At 72.2% G+C, this 18429-nt stretch carries 14 protein-coding genes and 1 riboswitch; of the genes, 8 read left to right on the top strand and 6 right to left on the bottom strand.

What is annotated here, in order from left to right:
• The first annotated feature begins 104 nt into the window (after positions 1-104).
• The 3 genes from ACZ4W5_RS03440 (at position 105) to ACZ4W5_RS03430 (ending at position 2991) form a co-directional block, all read left to right on the top strand.
• The gene (locus ACZ4W5_RS03440) at positions 105-401 is read left to right on the top strand and encodes a DUF3311 domain-containing protein (RefSeq protein ID WP_402481312.1); all 297 of its coding nucleotides are present in this window, start codon (positions 105-107) and stop codon (positions 399-401) included.
• The gene (mctP, locus tag ACZ4W5_RS03435) at positions 398-2008 is read left to right on the top strand and encodes a monocarboxylate uptake permease MctP (RefSeq protein ID WP_360233413.1); all 1611 of its coding nucleotides are present in this window, start codon (positions 398-400) and stop codon (positions 2006-2008) included. The genes ACZ4W5_RS03440 and mctP overlap by 4 nt, the downstream gene beginning before the upstream one ends.
• Positions 2009-2163: 155 nt before the next feature.
• Positions 2164-2991 carry a histidine phosphatase family protein gene (locus ACZ4W5_RS03430; RefSeq protein WP_465652507.1) on the top strand — a complete coding sequence of 276 codons (828 nt, stop codon included), beginning with the start codon at positions 2164-2166 and terminating at the stop codon, positions 2989-2991.
• A 49-nt stretch (positions 2992-3040) separates the two neighbouring features.
• Here the strand turns inward: ACZ4W5_RS03430 and ACZ4W5_RS03425 are convergent, their stop codons facing one another.
• Positions 3041-4000, bottom strand: coding sequence for a helix-turn-helix domain-containing protein (locus ACZ4W5_RS03425; protein WP_465652505.1), 960 nt, complete (start codon positions 3998-4000; stop codon positions 3041-3043).
• A gap of 409 nt (positions 4001-4409) precedes the next feature.
• Between ACZ4W5_RS03425 and ACZ4W5_RS03420 the strand changes: the two genes are divergently transcribed.
• On the top strand, positions 4410-4904 hold the full coding sequence (locus ACZ4W5_RS03420; protein WP_465652503.1) for a GNAT family N-acetyltransferase: 495 nt from the start codon (positions 4410-4412) through the stop codon (positions 4902-4904).
• A 192-nt stretch (positions 4905-5096) separates the two neighbouring features.
• Positions 5097-7244: a DUF459 domain-containing protein gene (locus ACZ4W5_RS03415; protein WP_465652501.1), complete on the top strand. Its 2148-nt coding sequence runs from the start codon at positions 5097-5099 to the stop codon at positions 7242-7244.
• Between the two features lie 46 nt (positions 7245-7290).
• On the opposite strand, the gene ACZ4W5_RS03410 is transcribed toward ACZ4W5_RS03415, so the two are convergent.
• The 5 genes from ACZ4W5_RS03410 to ACZ4W5_RS03390 form a co-directional block, all read right to left on the bottom strand.
• Positions 7291-8484 carry a glycoside hydrolase family 113 gene (locus tag ACZ4W5_RS03410; RefSeq protein WP_465652499.1) on the bottom strand — a complete coding sequence of 398 codons (1194 nt, stop codon included), beginning with the start codon at positions 8482-8484 and terminating at the stop codon, positions 7291-7293.
• A 16-nt stretch (positions 8485-8500) separates the two neighbouring features.
• Positions 8501-9952 carry a glycosyltransferase family 2 protein gene (locus tag ACZ4W5_RS03405; RefSeq protein ID WP_360233395.1) on the bottom strand — a complete coding sequence of 484 codons (1452 nt, stop codon included), beginning with the start codon at positions 9950-9952 and terminating at the stop codon, positions 8501-8503.
• A 92-nt stretch (positions 9953-10044) separates the two neighbouring features.
• Complete coding sequence (locus tag ACZ4W5_RS03400; protein WP_465652497.1) at positions 10045-10893, bottom strand: hypothetical protein; 849 nt, start codon at positions 10891-10893, stop codon at positions 10045-10047.
• A gap of 122 nt (positions 10894-11015) precedes the next feature.
• A complete protein-coding gene (locus ACZ4W5_RS03395) occupies positions 11016-12470 on the bottom strand; it encodes a glycoside hydrolase family 26 protein (RefSeq protein WP_360233389.1) in 1455 nt (484 codons plus the stop codon).
• A 139-nt stretch (positions 12471-12609) separates the two neighbouring features.
• Entirely contained in the window at positions 12610-13542 is a 933-nt protein-coding gene (locus tag ACZ4W5_RS03390; RefSeq protein WP_465652494.1) for a hypothetical protein, read from the bottom strand.
• A gap of 439 nt (positions 13543-13981) precedes the next feature.
• Positions 13982-14122: riboswitch (cobalamin riboswitch) on the top strand.
• A gap of 193 nt (positions 14123-14315) precedes the next feature.
• Here ACZ4W5_RS03390 and ACZ4W5_RS03385 point away from each other — a divergent pair.
• The 3 genes from ACZ4W5_RS03385 (at position 14316) to ACZ4W5_RS03375 (ending at position 18307) form a co-directional block, all read left to right on the top strand.
• A complete protein-coding gene (locus ACZ4W5_RS03385) occupies positions 14316-16721 on the top strand; it encodes a ribonucleoside-diphosphate reductase subunit alpha (protein WP_465652604.1) in 2406 nt (801 codons plus the stop codon).
• Positions 16721-17737 (top strand): ribonucleotide-diphosphate reductase subunit beta, encoded by a 1017-nt coding sequence (locus tag ACZ4W5_RS03380; protein ID WP_360233383.1) that lies wholly within the window; start codon positions 16721-16723, stop codon positions 17735-17737. Before ACZ4W5_RS03385 ends, ACZ4W5_RS03380 begins: the two co-directional genes overlap by 1 nt.
• 93 nt (positions 17738-17830) lie before the next feature.
• Entirely contained in the window at positions 17831-18307 is a 477-nt protein-coding gene (locus ACZ4W5_RS03375; RefSeq protein ID WP_465652492.1) for a hypothetical protein, read from the top strand.
• Positions 18308-18429 lie beyond the last annotated feature (122 nt).

Genomic DNA, 18429 nt, shown 5'->3' with positions numbered 1-18429 from the left:
CGTACTGACTGCCGATCACCGATGGTGCTGCCCGGCGGGCTACGGGGGTGCCCGGCACCTCCGGGGCTGCGGCGCCGACGGAACCCTCCGGAGCGGAGCAGAAGATGCCGTCTGACCAAGCCCCCAGCGAAGCTGTCATGCCCGAGCCGGCCGGGAGTCCCGTCCCGGCCGTGACCCCCGAGCGGGTGCTCGCCGGACTCGCCCTGCTCGTGCCGATCGTGGCGATGCTCTGGGTCTCCTCCTACGACAAGACCGACCCGGCGGTGGCCGGGATGCCGTTCTTCTACTGGTACCAGCTGCTCTGGGTGCCGGTGTCGGCCGTCTTCACCGTCGCCGCCTACCTGCTGATCAACCGGGACGAGAAGGCCCGCAGCGCGGCCCGCAAGGGCGGTGCGCGATGAAGGACGTCAACGTGCCGGCCCTCGTGGTCTTCGTGCTGTTCTTCCTGCTGGTCACCGTGATGGGCTTCCTCGCCTCCCGCTGGCGCCGCGCGGACGACGCGGCCCACCTGGACGAGTGGGGCCTGGGCGGGCGCAGCTTCGGGACCTGGGTGACCTGGTTCCTGCTCGGCGGCGACCTCTACACCGCCTACACCTTCGTGGCCGTCCCGGCCGCGGTGTACGCGACCGGCGCGGCCGGCTTCTTCGCGGTGCCGTACACGATCATCGCCTACCCGCTGGTCTTCCTGTTCCTGCCCCGGCTCTGGTCGGTCTCCCGGGTGCACGGCTACGTCACCCCGGCCGACTTCGTCCGCGGCCGTTACGGCTCGCGGCCGCTGTCCCTGGTCATCGCGCTGACCGGGATCCTGGCCACCATGCCGTACATCGCCCTGCAACTGGTCGGCATCCAGGCGGTGCTGGACGTGCTCGGCCTCGGCGGCGGGGCGGACGCCAACTGGTTCGTCAAGGACCTGCCGCTGTTCCTGGCCTTCGGCGTGCTGGCCGCCTACACCTACTCCTCCGGCCTGCGCGCCCCGGCGCTGATCGCCTTCGTCAAGGACGCCCTGGTCTACATCGTGATCATCGTCGCGGTGATCTACATCCCGCTGCGCCTCGGCGGCTACGGGCACATCTTCGACGCGGCCGCGGCGCACTTCAAGCAGGCCAAGGCCGGCGGGCTGACCCTCCCGGACAACAAGCAGTGGACGTACGCCACGCTGGGGATCGGCTCGGCGATGGCGCTGTTCATGTACCCGCACTCGGTGACCGGCGTGCTGGCCTCCAAGTCCCGCAACACCGTGCGCCGCAACATGGCGATCATGCCCGCGTACTCGCTGATGCTCGGGCTGCTGGCGCTGCTCGGCTTCATGGCGATCGCGGCGGGCGTGGGCAGCGGCGTCAAGGGCTACAACGCCCAGCTCTCGGTGCCGCAGCTGTTCGCGAACATGTTCCCGGACTGGTTCACCGGCGTGGCCTTCGCCGCGATCGGGATCGGCGCGCTGGTGCCGGCCGCCATCATGTCCATCGCCGCGGCCAACCTGTTCACCCGCAACGTCTACAAGGAGTGGCTCAAGCCCGCCGCCACCCCGGCCGACGAGACCCGGGTCGCCAAGCTGGTCTCGCTGCTGGTCAAGGTCGGCGCGCTAGTCTTCGTGCTCGGCATGGACAAGCAGGCCGCGATCAACCTCCAGCTGCTGGGCGGCCTGTGGATCCTGCAGACCTTCGTGGCGATCGTCGGCGGCCTGTTCACCCGCTGGTTCCACCACTGGGCGCTGTTCGCCGGCTGGGCGGCGGGCATGGGCTACGGCACCTGGCAGGCGTACGGGCTGGCCAGCCCGGCCACCAAGCACTTCGGCGGCAACGCGGCCGAGATCCCCGGCATCGGCGAGATCGGCTACATCGGCCTGACCGCCTTCGTGCTCAACCTGATCGTCTCGGTGGTGCTCACCCTGGTGCTGCGGGCGCTCAGGACGCCCGACGGCCCGGACGAGACCAAGCCCTCCGACTACAGCGCCGAGGCCGGCGGCGACGAGCGGGAGAACGCGCCGGAGCCCGTAGCGGCGCACTGATTGGCCGTGCGCGCGCCCTGTGATCGCGCCGCCTTCTCCGTGAACACTGGAGGAGGCGGCGCGATCATATGTATGAACAGGCGTGCACGCCGGGCACCACCAGACCGGACCGGCATCCGGCCGGAACCTGATCGACCCACGGGGAGCTCGCGGCCATGGCAGAACTCGGCACCACCCTCAACGGCCAGCACCAGTCCACCCAGCACCAGGCCACCCAGCACCAGAACCCCCAACACCAGCACCACCCCCACGTCACCGCCCACCGCCCGGCGGCGGCCACCCGGCTGCCGTCCGTGCTGATCGCCACCCGGCACGGCGAGTCCACCGCCAACGTCGAGTTCCAGCTGGCCGAGGCCGTCGGCGCGCTCAGCGTCCCGATCAGCAGCCGGGACGCCGACATCCCGCTGTCCCTGCGCGGCCAGCGGCAGGCCCAGGCCCTCGGCCGCTGGTGGGCCGCCCTGCCCGGCACCGACCGCCCGCGCAGCGTCTGGTGCTCGCCGTACGTGCGCACCGCCGAGACCGCCCGGCTCGCGCTCGCCCAGGCCGCCGGCCTCGGCGCCGTGCCCGTCACCCTGGCCGTCCGCTACGACGAGCGGCTGCGCGACCGCGAACTCGGCATCCTGGAGATGCTGCCCAAGGCCGCCATCGAGGCCAAGCACCCGGAGGAGGCCGCCCGGCGGCGCAAGATGGGCGAGCTGTACTACCGCCCGCCCGGCGGCGAGTCCTGGGCCGACGTCGCCCTGCGGGTGCGCAGCCTGCTGCGGGACGTCTGCGAGGAGGAGGCCGGCCGGCCCGTCCTGCTGGTCGCCCACGACTGCACGGTGCTGATGCTGCGCTACGCGCTGGACCGGCTCACCGAGCAGCAGCTCATCGAACTCGGGGCGGTGCACAACTGCTCCACCAGCCTGTGGCGGGCCCAGGACGGGCGGCTGCGGCCGGACCGCTGGAACGCCGTCGACCACCTGACGGGCGAGGGCGACTGACGGGTCGCCAGGCGTCGGGTCGGCAGTCGTCGGGCCACCAGCCGTCGGGTCACCGCCCGACCGCCGGGTCCGCGAAGCCGCGGCGGTAGGCCAGCGGCGTGGTGCCCAGCCGGCGCCCGAAGTGGTGCCGCAGCGCCGCGGCGTTGCCGAAGCCGCAGCGGGCCGCGATCGCGTCCACCGACTCGGTGGTGGACTCCAGCAGCCGCTGGGCCAGCAGCACCCGCTGCCCCACCAGCCAGCGGTGCGGGGTGGTGCCGGTCTCCTGCTGGAAGCGCCGGGCGAAGGTGCGCGGCGACATGTGCGCCCGGGCGGCCAGCTGCTCGACGGTCGCCTCCTGGTCCGGGTGGTGGCGCATCCAGTCCAGCAGCGGGCCCAGCGAGTCGCCGCCGCCCTCCGGCAGCGGGCGGTTCACGAACTGCGCCTGCCCGCCCTCCCGGTGCGGCGCCACCACCATCCGGCGGGCGATCCCCCGGGCCACCTCGGCGCCCTGGAACTTGCGCACCAGGTGCAGGCAGGCGTCGATGCCGGCCGCCGTACCGGCCGAGGTGACCACCGGGTCGTCGTCCACGTACAGCACGTCCGGCTGCACCGCCGTCCCCGGGAAGCGGCGGGCCAGGTCGTCGGTGTGCCGCCAGTGGGTGGTGGAGCGGCGGCCGTCCAGCAGCCCGGCGGCGCCCAGCACGAAGGCGCCGCTGCAGATGGACAGCACCCGGCCGCCGCGCGCCACCACCGCGCGCAGCGCCGCCAGCAGCGGCTCCGGGTAGCTGTCGCGGATCCCCGAGGCGGTGACCACCGCGAGGTCCGCGTCGGCCAGCCGCTCCGGGCCGTACGGGACGTCCACCGTGAACCCGGAGTGGGTGGCGTGCGGCCCGGGGTGGGCGCCGGCCAGCGCGAAGTCGTAGCCGGGCAGCCCGTCCGCGGTGCGGTCCAGGCCGAACACCTCGCAGGCCACGCCCAGTTCGAACGGGTGGACCTCCTCCAGCACCACCGCGACCACGTTCCTCAGCATGCCGCCCAGGATGCCCCGCCGGGCCGGGCGCCGGGAAGCCCCCGGCTGGCAGGATTTCGAGGCAACCCGGCGTTCCTGCCACTCGTCGGCCCCGGCACCGCCCGGCCACAGTGGTGGCCATGGAATCCGGCACCCTCGCAAGCGCACTCGCCCTGGTCGGCGCGGTCGGCGGCTTCGGCCTGCTCGGCACCCTGATCGGCCGCGAGCTCTCCCGCGGCCCCGCGGCCGGCCGCGACAACTACCACCGGCCCGGCGGCTACCCCGCCGACCCACACCGCGCCGACCGGCTGCACGGCGCCCCGGCAGCGGCTCCGGCCGTGCCCCCGGCCCGCGCCGCCGACGCCGCTGACCTGCCGCTCCGCCCGGCCCCCGGGCCGGTCGCCGTACCGGGCTCCGGCACACTGGCCCGATGGACTACCTCATCCGCCACGCCCTCCCCCAGGACCTCGAAGAGGCCGGCCGGATCACCGTCGAGGCCTTCGTCGGCGACGGCTACACCAAGCCCACAAGCGGCTACGTCGAGCTGCTCCGCGACGCCGGGCGGCGCTCCCGCGAGGCCGAGCTCCTGGTCGCCGTCGACGGGGCCGACGAGCAGGTCCTCGGCTGCGTGACCTTCGCCGTCGGCGGCACCGAGTGGGCCGACATCGCCACCCCGCAGGAGGGCGAGATCCGGATGCTCGCCACCGCCGCCGCCTCCCGCGGCCGCGGCGTCGGCGAGGCCCTGGTCCGCGCCTGCGTCGCCCGCTCCCGCGAACTCGGCCTGACCGGCATGGCCTTCTCCACCCGCCCCGAGATGACCGCCGCCCACCGCGTCTACGAGCGGGTCGGCTTCCGCCGCACCCCCGAACGCGACTGGGCCCCGTACCCGGGGATGGACCTGATGGTCTACACCATGGCGTTCTGAGCTCCCAGCAGCGGTTCACCGGCCCCTCCCCACCCCGGTGACAGGCAGACGATCAACAGGCGTCTTTTGATATAAACCACAGATCAAGACATGTCTTCGACACGTCGCGACAGTCGATCGACCGGGGGGACCCACCACATGGACGACGGGCCCGGCCTCAGCATGCCCGGAAGCGGCCCGACGCTCCAGGACATGCGCGAGGCTCGGGGCATAGAGGCCCCGACCTCCAGCCGCTACGCGATCCCCGCGCCGCCCCCCGTACCGCGCGGCCCGCTGCCGCCCTCGGTCCGTTTCAAGGCGGTCGACGGGCTGCGCGGCCTCGCGATCGCCTCTGTGCTGCTCTACCACACCGACTGGTTCCAGAACGGCCTGTTCGGCGTGGACGTCTTCTTCGTGCTCTCCGGCTTCCTGGTCAGCCTGGTACTGATCCGCGAGCTGGACCGCACCGACGGCATCCGACTCGGGGTCTTCTACCGCCGCCGCGCCAAGCGGCTGCTGCCCGGACTGCTCGCCACCATCATCCTGGTCGTCGGACTGTCCGCCCTGGTCAGCCCGCTCCGGGACGTCCGGGACCTGCGCCCGCAGGCGCTCGCCACGCTCGCCCAGGTCGCCAACTGGGCCCAGCTGTCCCGCGGCGACGCCTACTGGCAGCATTTCGCCTCGATCGACCCGCTGGCGGCCATGTGGTCACTCAGCATCACCGAGCAGTTCTACGCGGTCTGGCCGCTGCTGCTCCTGATGGTCTTCGGCCTGTGCCGCCGCTCGCTGCGCGCCACCGGCATCGCCACCGCCGTCCTGTTCGCGGCCTCCGCGCTCGTCGCCCCGCTGATGTGGAACGGCGGCAACAGCGACCGTCTCTACCTCGGCACCGAGACCCGCGCCGTCGGCTTCGCGGCCGGGGCCACCGCCGCCTTCGGGGTCTACCTGTGGCAGCGCCGCAAGGCCCGTGCCACCGCCGACGCCCCCCGTTCGGCCCGCCGCGGCGGCACCGCCGTGCCCACCCTGGTCGGCACGGCGGCCCTCGGCGGCCTGGTCTGGGCCAGCCTTTCCGTCGGCACCTACCACGAACCCTGGCTGTACGAGGGCGGACTGGCCCTGGTCGCGGCGCTCGCCGCCGTGCTGACCGCCTCGCTCTGCCGCGACCGCGGCCCCCTGGTGCGGCTGCTGTCACTTCCGCCGCTGCGGCTCACCGGCACCATCTCGTACAGCCTCTACCTGCTCCACCTGCCGGTGTACTGGCTGCTGCAGCACTACGTCGACGACATCTCGCCGCAGAAGCTGCTGCTGATCGGCGGCCCGGTCTCCTGGGTGCTGGCCTGGCTGCTGCACACCGCGACCGAGAAGCTGCGGGTGCTGCGCTGGCGGGCCTTCCCGGCCATCCCGCTGCTGGCCGTCACCACCGCGGTGGCCACCGCCGGGGCCTGGTACCTGCCGGCCTGGGTCACCCACGACATGCGGTCCGGACCGAGCGGCAAGCCGCTGGTCCTGGTGCTCGGCGACTCCTTCGCCCAGGACCTCGCCACCGGCCTGTACCGGGACGGCGACCGCTACCGGGTGGTCGACGGCGGCATCAGCGGCTGCGGGGTGTTCGACCCGGACAAGGTGCGCACCGTCTCCGGGACGGAGTTCGAGACCAGCTCCGACTGCCGGAACCGGGCGGCCGAGTGGGACCGCCAGATCGCCTCCGCCGCGCCGGAGGCCGTGGTGATCCACCTCGGCTGGGACGCCGCCGAGCAGTACCTGGACGGCACCTGGCTCAGCCCCTGCGACGACGACTACCGCAGCCGGTACCGCACCGAGCTCACCCAGGCCGTCGAGCAGGTCCGCCGGCGGGCGCCCGCCGCCCGGGTGCTGCTGATGAACGAGCGCGTCGAGAACGGCGCCATCAGCAAGACCTGGGGCACCTGCTTCAACCAGCAGGTCGGCGACTTCGTGAAGGCCGCCGGCGGCACCGTCCGGCTGGTCGACCTCGACACCTTCTACTGCCCGTACGACACCTGCGTGTGGAAGGACAAGGACGGCCACTGGGTCACCCCGGCCAACGACGGGGTGCACCTGACCCCGGCCGGCATGCGGTTCGTGACCCCGTGGCTGGAGAAGCAGATCGCGGACGGGCTGTCCGGGGCCCAGCCGCAGTCCCCGGCCGGGTCGGCGCCCGCACCGACCCCGACCGCGGCGCCGAGTTCCACCCCGACGCCCACCCCCACCCCCACGCCGACACCGACGCCGACGGCGAGCACCCGGCCGTCAGGTAAGCCGACCCCGGCCAAGCCGACCCGGACGCCGACCGCCAAGGGGACCCAGGGCGCCGGCGAGCACCCGGCCGAGCCCCAGCCGTAGCGGACCTGCGCCGATCCCCAGCCGTAGCGGACCTGCGCCGGGCCCGCTACGGCTGCGGGATCTGGTAGGTCTGCGCGAAGCAGTCGCGGATCGCCTTCTCGGAGCCCGGGCGCCCGGCGTAGTCCATCCGCGGGGTGTCCGGGGTGACCGGCAGGGTCGGGTCGATGCCGAAGTACAGCGACCAGAAGTACACCCCGCGCAGCTTGCGCTCCTGGGCGACCTGGCAGACCGCGGTGAACCAGGTGGCCTGGACGGCCTCGTTCACCTCGGTCTTCTTGTAGTACTCACCGGGTGTCTTGTACGCGCCCTTCTGCGCCGGGATGCCCACCTCGGTGAGCTTGGTGGTCGGCTGCGGGCCGGTGCTGCGCTTGTCGAGCCAGGCGTTCCAGCTGGCCTTGAGGTCGGCGATCGGGGCGTCGTCGTCGGAGTTCTTGGCCGGCGGGTAGGCGTCCGCGCCCGTCGCGTCGACGGGCACCGCGATCGGGCCCTTGGCCCAGTTGTCGAAGTTCGCGTCGTACGCCAGCTCGCCGTGGAAGGCCTTCCTGGCCTCGTCGACCAGGCCCTGCCAGTGCGGGTCGCCCTCCAGCGAGTTGAACTCGGTGCCGAGGGTGAACTCCGCCACGGAGTGCTCCTGGGCGGTCTTCAGGTACGGCGCCAGGAAGGCGGTGTAGCTGGCGAACCAGGCGTCCCGGTCGGTCGGCGTGATGTTGCCGCGCCACTTGAGGGTGTGGACGTAGTCGAACACGTCCTCGTCCATGATCGGACGCACGGTGGTGCGCAGACCCGCCCGGTGGGCGGCGTCCAGCAGCAGGGCGAGGCGCTCCGGGGTGGGCGTGGTCGGCCGGGCGGCGACGGCGTTCGACTTGGTACCCGTGGTGTAGTACGGGAACGTCACCGACAGGGAGTTGGCGTTCAGCCCGACCACGTACTTGACGATGCGGTCGACCTTGCCCTGGACGAAGTTGTCCGGGTCCGCCGGGTCGTCCAGCCAGTACACCTGCACGCCCCACTCGGGGCTGCCCTTCTTCCACGGACGGGCCACCTTGGGGCCGGTGTCCTCGACCGGCGGCGTGTCCTTGCCGAAGCCCCAGACCCGGCCCTGCTCGGTGGGGGCGGCGAGGTGGACGGTGGTGGGCCGCTGGTGGTCGAACCGGATCGGGTGGTCTCCCCACACCACGGGGACCGCCACGGTGACGGCGACGACGACGGTCGGCAGGATGAAGATGGCAGGGCGCTTCAACGGTCGTGACTTCCGATCAGGCCGGCTTGGCGATGACGACGAACTTGTTCTCCTCGCGCTTGAGGAACTTGATCAGCCCCCGCAGCCCGCCCCAGCCCTCCAGGAAGGAGAACACCGGGATGCAGGCCACCACGACGATCGGCTCCCACCACTTGCGCCGGTGGTTGGCCGAGGCGACCACGTTCAGCCGCAGCCCCTCCCAGTAGGTCCAGATCACGTAGGCGAAGTTGATCGCCCACAGCAGCACCACGGACTGGGTGACCGGTGAGGTGTTCCAGGTGCCGGTGAACCAGGCGACCAGCAGCACCAGGCCGACGTGCTGCAGCGGGCCGAGCACCCAGCTGACCATGCCCATCCCGATGAACAGCCGGTACCGCAGCGGGATGGTCTTGTTGAAGCAGAGCGCGACCAGGCCCCAGGCCCAGCGCTCGCGCTGCTTGAGGAAGTCCTTGACGCCGGCCGGCGAGGCGCCGTAGCAGCGCCCGTTGAACCAGTCGCTGCGGCCCGGGTAGCGCTGGCAGAAGTTCAGCGCCATCTGGGCGTCCTCGACGATGGTCTTCGGCCCGAAGTCCCAACCGATGGTGGCCTCCACCGAGGAGCGCACGATCAGCAGCTCGCCGTGCACTCCGGCGATCGGGGTGCCGGTGCCGGTCATCGCCCGGAAGCGGGCGATGTCGTCGGCCGGGCGGATCGCGTCGGCGAGCCAGGTGAAGGTGGAGACGGCGTTCTCCCGGGGGTACGTCAGGATGCCCTGCGCCATGTGCTTGGCGTCGTCCCCGGCCCGGCGCTGCCGGTTGACGAACTGGGCGACGGCGGCGGCGGTGTCCGGCCCGACACCGGTGTCGTCGTCCATGTGCAGCACCCAGACGTCGTCCTGCGCCTCCCCCTCCTCGATCCGCAGCTCGTGCGAGTAGTGGTTGGCGCGGGCCTTGAACTTGGTGCCGTTGGCCGTCTCGTACGCCTTCGGCACGGTCACCACCCGGATCAACGGGTGGCGTTCGGCCAGCTCGTCGATCTTCTCCGCGGCGGCGCAGCCCTCCTCGGTGAGGATGTCCACCCTCATCCAGGGGAAGTACGGCGGCAGGTGCTCGACGTACGAGAGCACCGAGCGCTCCAGCGCCGGGTAGGTGTCGTGCCGGCCGATGGTCGGCACCAGCACGATCAGGAAGTCGTCCTCGGCCGGCGCGGGCGGGGTCATCCGGTCCACCTGCCGCAGCCGTCGGCGGACCATCAGTACCCCCTGGAAACCGATCAGCACGCCGAACACCGGCATGCCCCACAGGATGGTGATCGCCCAGCCGAGCGGGGTCGGGTTGGGCACGTACGCCCAGATCGAGAAGGCGAAGATGATCACGAAGGCGGTGTAGAACGGCAGCACCCGGGGCTTCCAGGACATCTGTCGCTCGGCGAGCCGGGCGGCCTCGCGGGACGTGGTGAGCACCGTCCGCGCAGGGGCTGTGGACGTCATGGCGGAAGTCGTTCCTCGTCTGGTGTCGGTCGGTCGATCGATCGGTCCGGTCGGTCCGGCTCCGGTGGGGAGCGCGGCCGAGCGGTGGGCGGTCAGGCCTGCGGCGGACGCTGGGCCGGCGGCGCGTCGGCGGGCGGCGGCACGACCGGGCCGGGGGCCTGCGGGCCGGGGGCCTGCGGGCCGGGTACGGGCGGGGCGGCGGGCCACTGCTGCTGGACCGCGGTCGGCTGGTACGTCGCCGCCTGGGGCGGCTGCTGGGCGTACGGGCCCGGCGCGGGCGGCACCGCCTGGGGCGGCGCAGGCGGCCAGGCGGCGGGCTGGGCCTGCGGCTGCGGCTGCGGCTGCTGGTACCACACCGGCTGGGCCGGCGGCTGCTCCGGCCACCCGGGCTGCGGTTGCCCGGGCTGTAGCTGGCCCGGCTGCGGCACTCCGTACGGCCCCGGCAGCGGCCCGCCCGGAGCCGCGCTCTGCGCGGGCGGCCAGGCCGTCCCGGCCGAAGAGCCCTCCGCCTGCTCCCGCCACTTGGAGCGGGCGAGCAGCACGATCAGCGTCGCCGTGACGACCACACCGAGCGCGAAGGTGGCGAGCTTCAGTCCGCCCTCGGTCGTCCCCGTGAACCACTGCCGCTGCGGTTCGTCCAGCAGCGCGCCGGTCAGGCTGCGCACCCGGTTGTAGCCCTCGACCAGTGCCACGCCCGCCGCCACGCCGAGCGCCCAGTCGCGCCCGCGCAGCAGCAGGATGCCCGCGGCCAGGTACAGCAGGCCGTAGTTGAGGCTCCCGGTCTCGGCGTCCACCGAGGTCCCGCCGTAGTAGAAGATGCCCTTGAGGTAGGTCGCGAAGCCGACCTGCCCGAAGCAGTTGTAGGCCGCCCAGCCGAGCAGCACCACGCCCCAGCCGACCGCCAGGCCACCGGCCCCGCGTATCGGACGTGTCTGTGTCATCCCCGCACCCCGCCCCTCCGGTCCTCTTCCGACCGTCCGCCGAACCCTCGGGTTTCGCCGCCACAGGATGCCACACGGCACAACGGACCCGGAATTCCGCCGGTTCAACGGCTCCGGACCGGTCAGCGGACGTGCAGCCCGCCCCAGTCGAGGCTCCCGCCGGACGGCCCGGAGCCGCCGGTGATCGCCAGCGGGCTGTGGTAGGTGGCGTTGACGTCCGCCCCGGAGTTCCGCGGCTGGTCCGGGGCCAGGTTGTCGGAGGTGAGGGACTGCCCCCAGACCGTCCAGATCGTCCAGGGGGTGCGGCTGAGGGTGTCCGGCTGGCGGGAGTTGACCGGCACGGCGAAGGACTCGGCGAGCATCCTCGGCTTGTGGTAGGCGGCGAGCCCGTCGTAGTAGCGCTTGGTCCACACCTCGCCGGTGCCGATCGGGTGCGCCGGGCTGCCGCTGTAGTCGTCCACCCCCACCACGTCGACGTACTGGGAGCCCGGGTAGTAGTCCCACGGGTCCACGCCCGGGGCGCCGTCCCAGGACACCGGCGTCCAGACGAACAGCAGGTTGTGCAGGCCCCTGGTCTCCACCAGGTACTTGTAGGTGATCCGCCACAGCGCCTGGTAGTCGGCCGGCTTCTGGCCCGCCCACCAGAACCGGCTGGCACAGTCCTGGACGTTCATCTCGTGGTAGGGGCGCAGCAGCACCGGCACGTCGTGGGCGGCCAGGTACTCCAGGTGGTCGGCCAGGTAGGACAGGTCGGTGATCAGTGCGCGGTACTCGGGGGTGTCGCCCCCGGCGTCCACGACCCGGCCGAACCAGCCCGGGTCCTTGGCCGCCGGGGAGTTCGAACAGAGCACCCGGTCGAAGGACTTGACGCCGGACCCGGGATAGGGCTCGTGGAAGGACATGCCGACGATTCCGGCCGGGGCCCCGCCGTTGTCCGGCAGTGCGGTGGTGCTGCCGTCGCAGTTCTGCTGGACACCGGAGCCGTCGTAGGTGCCGTCGTCGGCGCGCGGGTGGCCGGACCAGACGGCGGTCATCAGGTCGACGGCGTCGTCGGTGTACTGCCAGCCGGCGCGGCAGGTGGGCCAGCGGCCGGCCGAGTAGGAGCGCGGGTTGCCGACGCCCCAGGCGTTCTGGCCGTAGCCGGGGCCGAGGTCGGTCTCCATGAAGCCGGGCAGCCGGCCGGTGATGTCGGCGGCCTTCTTGTAGTAGTAACCGACCTGCTTGGTGCCCCGGTAGTCGCCGTACTCGGGGTTGTTGCGCTCGTTGTGCGCCTCGACGTGCTGGCCGATCACCGTGCCGCCGCTGTGCCCGGTGCGGGCCTGGGCCTCCAGGTCCGCGAGGAACTGCTGGACGGCGCGGGCGTTCGGCGAGGCCTGCGGATCCCGGGCCAGCAGGTCCCGGCCCACGTCCGGCGGCAGGGTGCGGCCGGGGGCGCCGACCGACACCGGCACCCGAATGGGCAGTCCGACCTCGGTCCGGTCGTCGCGGTCCAGCAGCACGAGACTGCCGGCGGCGACCACGACACCGGCCGCGGCCAGGACGGCCGGCTTACCGCGCAGGGCTCTGGGCAGGGCCACGACCGCTCCTCCGGTTTCTCGCCGGCGCCGACCCCCACGGACGCAACCGGAACACGCGTACGAATGACTCCGACGAGAGCCTGCCACACTCCCCCGGTCCCGGCGAACAGGTCCGCCGGGACCGGGGTGTCACAGCGGGTCAGCCGGTCGCGGCGGCCGTCGGCGTGCCCTGCGAACCCGGCGTGGCCGAGCCTGCCGCCTTGGCCCGCTGGAGCAACTGGGCCTTCACGTGCTCGGCGAACCCGGAAGCCGCCGCCGTCGCGGTGGCGTCAGGGGCGTTGCCGCCCTTCGCCGAGCCCTCGACGGTGAAGTAGGCGTACCGGCCCAGGCTGCTGTGCGTGCCGGTGCAGCCGGGGTTGGCACAGAACGCCGGGGCGCCCGGCGCGGGCAGGCCCTTGAGCTGCCCGGTGTAGTTCTTGATCGCCGTCTCGGCCTGGATCTTGTGGTCGAAGACCGCGACGCCGACGGTCACCGCGCTGTCGCCGGAGACGTACGTCGCCCGGAGCACCTTCTGGCAGCCCTGGTCCCCGAGGACCTTGCCGAGCCCGCCGGTGGTGGAGTTGCCGTCCCAGCAGGGCTGGTCCAGCGAGACCACGGTCCGGTTCCAGGACACGCCGTTGACCGTCACCTGCAGCGCGGAGAACAGGGCCCCCGCATCCTGCGGCGCCGGGTCGGTGGCGGCCTCCCAGATCGGCTTCGACGGGTCCTCCGGCTGCCCGCCCGGGGTCGCGCCGCCGTTCGACGGGCCGGGGGTCGGCTTGCCCGAGGCGGGTGCGGTCGCGACCGCACCGCCGCCGGGCTTGGCCGGGTCGTCCTTCTTGCCGAACAGCAGCACTCCACCCGCGACCAGACCGCCCACCAGGACGACGGCCACCGCGCTGCCGATGATCTTCACCCGGCGCTTGCGCCTGGCCTCGGCCTCGTTGCGGTCCGCCAGCGCCGCCCAGTCCGGCTCGACGCGCTGCGGCGGGACCGGCTGCTGAGGCGCGACCGGCTGCTGCGGAGGGCCCGGCTGCTGCGGAGGCTGCTGCCACTGCGGCTGCGGAGCCGGCGGCTGAACCGGCTGGGGCACCGGCGGGACGGGCTGGGAGAACGGCTGCGCGGCCGGCGCCACCGGTCCGTACGAGGCCGGCGGCGGGCCGAAACCACCGCCCGGCGGCGGCACCGGACCCGGCCCCACCGGCTGCTGATTCTGTGCGCCCCCCGACCCGGCGGGAGGCGTCCCCTGCGGCCCGTGCCCAGGTACACCAGTTCCGTCGCTCATGCGCCCAGATCGTAGGGCATGACCCTCACCGCCCCTCGGCCCGGTGACCGTTCCGTATCGAAACCCGGACGCCCGGCGCGCCGGCCCCGGGTGTCCGACACCCGGATCCGAGGCGTCCGGCGGGCGGCCGCGACACGTCCGGAGCGTGCTTCCGGGCCTCGGACGACCACGAACCGCCACCGGCCCGGGCACAACCCGTCATCGCGACAACACACCACGCCGCACTACATGTGGTGTCGCATCGAGGAGACACCACTACATGTATGCTCGCTTCTGCTGTCGATGCAGGGGAACCCGGTGGGAATCCGGGACTGCCCCGCAGCGGTGTGCGGGCGGCTCCAGCAGCCGTACCGCGAGTCCGAGTACCTGCCGAACAGCGTGCGCCACGGCCCTCCCGCAGAGGCCGCGCCGGCACCCAGCACCACCCCTCCGGGCCTCGCGGGCGGGCCGGGGAGACACCTCGCGCGGCGCCTTTGCGTCCGCGCCGTGCTCCCCTGCCCAGATCGGCCCGGGTGACCCCGATCACCGCCGCACGATCGCCGCCAGGAGAGAGCGCCTTGACCACCGCTGCCTCAGTCACCCTGCCCGCCCAGGGCTCCGGTACCGCCTTCACCGACCCGACGGTCTCCGACCCCGGCGGTGCTCTCCTGCGGCTGCTCACCGACCGCAGCGCCGACCTCACCGAGGTCGACCCCGGCCATGTCGCCGCCGCCGCGCTGCGCGGCCGCCACGCCGGCTCGGACTTCGCCGAGCTGCGCGGGCTGGCCGTGGACGCCGCCGCGTCGATGATCGCCGAGGACCCCCAGTACTCGAAGCTGGCCGCCCGCCTGCTCGCCCTGGAGATCGTCGACGAGGCGAACAGCCAGGGCTCGACCTCCTTCTCCGCCTCGATCGCCGTCGGCCACGCCGAGGGCCTGATCGGCGACACCACCGCGGCCTTCGTCGCCAAGCACGCCGACGCCCTGAACGCGCTCGTCGACACCAAGGGCGACGACCGCTTCGAGTACTTCGGCCTGCGCACCGTCCAGTCCCGCTACCTGCTGCGCCACCCGATCACCCGCAAGGTGATCGAGACCCCGCAGCACTTCCTGCTCCGCGTCGCCTGCGGCCTGGCGGTCGGCGACTCCGAGCAGTCGGTGCGCGAGGTGTCCGAGCTGTACGGCCTGATGAGCCGTCTGGAGTACCTCACCTCCTCGCCGACGCTCTTCAACTCCGGCACCCGGCACCCGCAGATGTCCAGCTGCTACCTGCTGGACTCGCCGCTGGACAACCTGGACTCGATCTACAACCGCTACGCGCAGATCGCCCGGCTCTCCAAGCACGCCGGCGGCATCGGCCTGTCCTACTCGCGCATCCGCTCGCGCGGCAGCCTGATCCGCGGCACCAACGGCAAGTCCAACGGCATCGTCCCGTTCCTGCGCACCCTCGACTCCTCGGTCGCCGCCGTCAACCAGGGCGGCCGCCGCAAGGGCGCGGCCTGCGTGTACCTGGAGACCTGGCACGCCGACATCGAGGAGTTCCTGGAGCTCCGCGACAACACCGGTGAGGAGGCGCGCCGCACCCACAACCTCAATCTGGCCCACTGGATCCCGGACGAGTTCATGCGCCGCGTGAACGCCAACGCCGACTGGTCGCTGTTCTCCCCCGCCGACGTCCCCGAGCTGGTCGACCTGTGGGGCGCCGAGTTCGACGAGGCGTACCGCAAGGCCGAGCTGGCCGGCAAGGCCGTCCGCACCATCCCGGCGCAGACCCTCTACGCCCGCATGATGCGCACCCTCGCGCAGACCGGCAACGGCTGGATGACCTTCAAGGACGCCTCCAACCGCGCCGCCAACCAGACCGCGCTGCCCGGCCGCACGGTGCACTCCTCCAACCTGTGCACCGAGATCCTGGAGGTCACGGACGACTCCGAGACCGCCGTCTGCAACCTCGGCTCGGTCAACCTCGGCGCGCACGTGGCCCCCGGCGCCACGGCCGACGACCTGCTCGGCGCCATGGACTGGGAGCGCCTCGACGCCACCGTCCGCACCGCCGTCACCTTCCTCGACCGCGTGGTGGACATCAACTTCTACCCGACCACCGAGGCCGGTACGTCCAACTCCCGCTGGCGCCCGGTCGGCCTCGGCGTGATGGGCCTCCAGGACGTCTTCTTCAAGCTGCGGATCGACTTCGACTCCGCCGAGGCCGCCCGCCTGTCCACGCTGATCGCCGAGCGCATCATGCTCACCGCGTACGAGCGCTCCGCCGACCTGGCCGAGCAGCTCGGCCGCCACGAGGCCTACGGCGAGACCCGCGCCGCCCGCGGCGAGCTGCACATCGACCACTTCCCGAGCGCCGCCCCGGAGTGGACCGACCGCTGGACGGCGCTGCGCGCCCGCATCGCCGAGACCGGCCTGCGCAACTCGCTGCTGCTCGCGATCGCCCCGACCGCGACCATCGCCTCCATCGCCGGCGTCTACGAGTGCATCGAGCCGCAGGTGTCCAACCTGTTCAAGCGCGAGACCCTCTCGGGCGAGTTCCTCCAGGTCAACCCGTACCTGGTGCGCGAGCTCAAGGAGCTCGGCGTCTGGGACCAGCAGACCCGCGACGCCCTGCGCGACGCCAACGGCTCGGTCCAGGAGCTGGGTTGGCTGCCGGAGCAGGTCCGGTCGCTGTACCGCACCGCCTGGGAGCTGCCGCAGCGCGCCCTGATCGACCTGGCCGCGGCCCGCATGCCGTACCTGGACCAGAGCCAGTCGCTGAACCTGTTCATGGCGGCGCCGACCATCGGCAAGCTCAGCTCGATGTACGCCTACGCGTGGAAGGTCGGTCTCAAGACCACCTACTACCTGCGCTCGCGCCCCGCGACCCGGATCGCCCAGGCCGCCTCCGGCACCGCCCGTGCCGCCGCGCCCGTGCCGGTCAACACCCCGACCCTCACCCCCGAGGAAGAGGCCGCGCTGGCCTGCTCCCTGGAGAACCCCGAGTCCTGCGAGGCCTGCCAGTAATGACTGCCGACGACCGCAAGATGCTGCTCGACCCCGGCTTCGAGCTGACCCTGCGCCCGATGCGCTACCCGTCGTTCTACGACCGGTACCGCGACGCGATCAAGAACACCTGGACCGTCGAGGAGGTGGACCTGCACTCCGACGTCGCCGACCTGGCGAAGCTCAGCGAGGGCGAGCGCCACCTGATCGGCCGCCTGGTGGCGTTCTTCGCGACCGGTGACTCGATCGTCGCCAACAACGTGGTGCTGAGCCTCTACAAGCACATCAACTCGCCCGAGGCGCGGCTGTACCTCTCGCGGCAGCTGTTCGAAGAGGCCGTGCACGTCCAGTTCTACCTGACGCTGCTGGACACCTACCTTCCGGACCCGGAGGACCGCAACGCGGCCTTCGCGGCGGTGGAGAACATCCCCTCCATCCACCAGAAGGCCCAGTTCTGCTTCAAGTACATGAACGCCGTCGACCACATCGACTCGCTGCAGACCAAGGAGGACCGGCGGGCGTTCCTGCTCAACCTGATCTGCTTCGCGGCCTGCGTCGAGGGTCTGTTCTTCTACGGCGCGTTCGCGTACGTGTACTGGTTCCGGAGCCGTGGCCTGCTGCACGGTCTGGCCACCGGCACCAACTGGGTGTTCCGCGACGAGTCCATGCACATGGACTTCGCGATGTCCGTCGTGGACACCGTGCGCGAGGAGGAGCCCGACCTCTTCGACGAGGAGATGGCCAAGCAGGTCACCGAGATGCTGGAGGAGGCCGTCGCGGCCGAGCTCCAGTTCGCCCAGGACCTGTGCGGTGACGGTCTGGCCGGCATGAACACCGACTCCATGCGCCAGTACCTGGAGGCCGTGGCCGACCAGCGCCTGGCGCGGCTCGGGATGCCGATCCGGTACGGGTCGACCAACCCGTTCGGGTTCATGGAGCTCCAGAACGTCCAGGAGCTGACCAACTTCTTCGAGCGCCGGGTGTCGGCGTACCAGGTCGCGGTCGAGGGCTCCGTCTCGTTCGACGACGACTTCTAAGACAAGGTCATCCAGCCCACAGCGGAGCCGCCGTCATGGCGGCTCCGCTGTGTGATATCCGGTGTTCAGGTGTTCAGGGGGAGTAGCACAGGCATGCCCAAGCTCCAACAGCGAGTGATCGACGGCCCGTTCGGGCCGATACAGATCAGTCACGACCGCTGGCCGTCCGTCGTCGCGCGCGTCCAGGGGGCGGGGATACCGGCCGTCACGGTGGTGCCCGACCGCGACCACGGCGCGATGAACATGGGCGGGCACAACATCCCGACCAGCCGGGCCCGCAACCGCACGCGGACGGCTGTGGTGGGCGACCGCACCTACGAGCTGCGGCCCAGGGGCCTGCGCCGGGCGGAGCTGCGCCGCAACGGCACCCTCATCGCCGACGCCCACGGCACGTTCCGGTCGTACGCCCCGGGACGTACGATCCCCGGCCTGGACGCCAAGGTCACCTGGTCCCAAGGCATCGACCCGACGGATGTCGCGGTCGGCCAGGCCATGGTCCTGGGCTTCGGCGCCGGCGCCCCGGGCATCCTCCTGCGGACCATCTTCTTCTGGTACGACAACCTCAGCTGAGTGCACAGAGGGGTGGGGGGGGAGGGGACAAGCCGCGCCGGGGGGGCCCCCCTGTTTCTTCTTTGTCCCAACCCCCCCCCCTTCCCCCCCCCCCCGAAGAAAAAACCACCCCCCCCCCGCAA

The organism is Kitasatospora sp. NPDC029367, from assembly GCF_055569135.1.
Note: the sequence above shows the minus strand (reverse complement) of the source record. Positions and strands in the feature narration are given on the sequence as shown.

Coding starts and splice junctions, on each gene's coding strand:
- ACZ4W5_RS03400 (WP_465652497.1), bottom strand. CDS start 10,893: ATGACACAGACACGTCCGATACGCGGGGCCGGTGGCCTGGCGGTCGGC.
- ACZ4W5_RS03415 (WP_465652501.1), top strand. CDS start 5,097: ATGCGCGAGGCTCGGGGCATAGAGGCCCCGACCTCCAGCCGCTACGCG.
- mctP (WP_360233413.1), top strand. CDS start 398: ATGAAGGACGTCAACGTGCCGGCCCTCGTGGTCTTCGTGCTGTTCTTC.
- ACZ4W5_RS03375 (WP_465652492.1), top strand. CDS start 17,831: ATGCCCAAGCTCCAACAGCGAGTGATCGACGGCCCGTTCGGGCCGATA.
- ACZ4W5_RS03440 (WP_402481312.1), top strand. CDS start 105: ATGCCGTCTGACCAAGCCCCCAGCGAAGCTGTCATGCCCGAGCCGGCC.
- ACZ4W5_RS03430 (WP_465652507.1), top strand. CDS start 2,164: ATGGCAGAACTCGGCACCACCCTCAACGGCCAGCACCAGTCCACCCAG.
- ACZ4W5_RS03380 (WP_360233383.1), top strand. CDS start 16,721: ATGACTGCCGACGACCGCAAGATGCTGCTCGACCCCGGCTTCGAGCTG.
- ACZ4W5_RS03425 (WP_465652505.1), bottom strand. CDS start 4,000: ATGCTGAGGAACGTGGTCGCGGTGGTGCTGGAGGAGGTCCACCCGTTC.
- ACZ4W5_RS03420 (WP_465652503.1), top strand. CDS start 4,410: ATGGACTACCTCATCCGCCACGCCCTCCCCCAGGACCTCGAAGAGGCC.
- ACZ4W5_RS03405 (WP_360233395.1), bottom strand. CDS start 9,952: ATGACGTCCACAGCCCCTGCGCGGACGGTGCTCACCACGTCCCGCGAG.